This is a genomic window from Aerococcus sp. L_32, assembly GCF_050689315.1.
Map to the genome: position 1 here is coordinate 1 of NZ_JBOEQF010000584.1, position 1,084 is coordinate 1,084.

Here is a 1,084-nt window from a genome sequence, read left to right on the forward strand (position 1 = left end):
AACTAATTGTTGCATCCCTTTATGGAATGATTTTTGTTTCATGACATTTTTAGGTGATACTTTCATGAATAATTCCGGTGTAAATTGTGGTAGTGGTGGGAAGGCTACAGCCTTTTTGCCTGTATAAATGGTATCCCCAATTTGGAAGTTCCCTGTATCATACAAACCAATGATATCGCCGGCGACAGCTTTTTCAACGTTCTCTCTTGAATCGGCCATAAATTGGGTTGTATTGTTCAATTTGATTTTCTTGCCAGTACGCGTTACTTTAACATCCATTCCCTCTTCAAAGGCACCTGACACGATACGAACAAAGGCAATCCGGTCACGGTGACGAGGGTCCATGTTTGCTTGGATTTTAAAGATAAAACCAATTAACTCAGCATCTGTTGGTTCAATTTCTTCCCCTTCTTCAACAGTAGCTACTGCAGAAGGTGCTGGCGCGAAATCAACGAAGGCATCTAGGAAGGTTTGTACACCAAATCCTGTTAAGGCAGAGCCAAAGAATACAGGCGTTAATTCACCGGCAGCAATGGCTTCTGCATCAAAACCGTTACCAGCTTCACGCATTAATTCTGCGTTTTCCAAGGCTTCCGTATAAATAGAAGATTCTTTAAATTTAAAGTCGCCTTCAACTTCACCGTCTTCGTTCAATGGTAGGAAGTCGTTACCACCATTTTCTTCTGGATGGGTTAATTCAACACGGTTGTTGTAGAAATCATATAAACCAAGGAATTGTTTCCCCATACCCATTGGCCAGTTCATTGCATAGGCATCGATATCTAACACTTCTTCAAGTTCAGCAACTAAGTCCATCGGTTCACGGCCATCACGGTCTAATTTGTTCATGAAGGTGAAAATTGGAATTCCACGCATACGACAAACTTGGAATAATTTTTTAGTTTGAGGCTCGATCCCTTTACCTGAGTCAATTACCATCACGGCCGCATCTACAGCCATCAAAGTACGGTAAGTATCCTCAGAGAAGTCCTCATGCCCTGGGGTATCCACTAGGTTGATTTGGTAACCATCGTAGTCTACCTGCATCACTGAAGAGGTAACGGAAATCCCACGTTGTTGCTCA

1 protein-coding gene is annotated in these 1,084 nt (G+C 42.3%); it reads right to left on the reverse strand.

Annotated elements, in window-relative coordinates; all coding sequences use genetic code 11:
• Positions 1–1,084, reverse strand: a 1,084-nt coding sequence (locus ACRCJ0_RS14925) for a peptide chain release factor 3 (RefSeq protein WP_431390996.1), incomplete at both ends; no start/stop codon positions are given.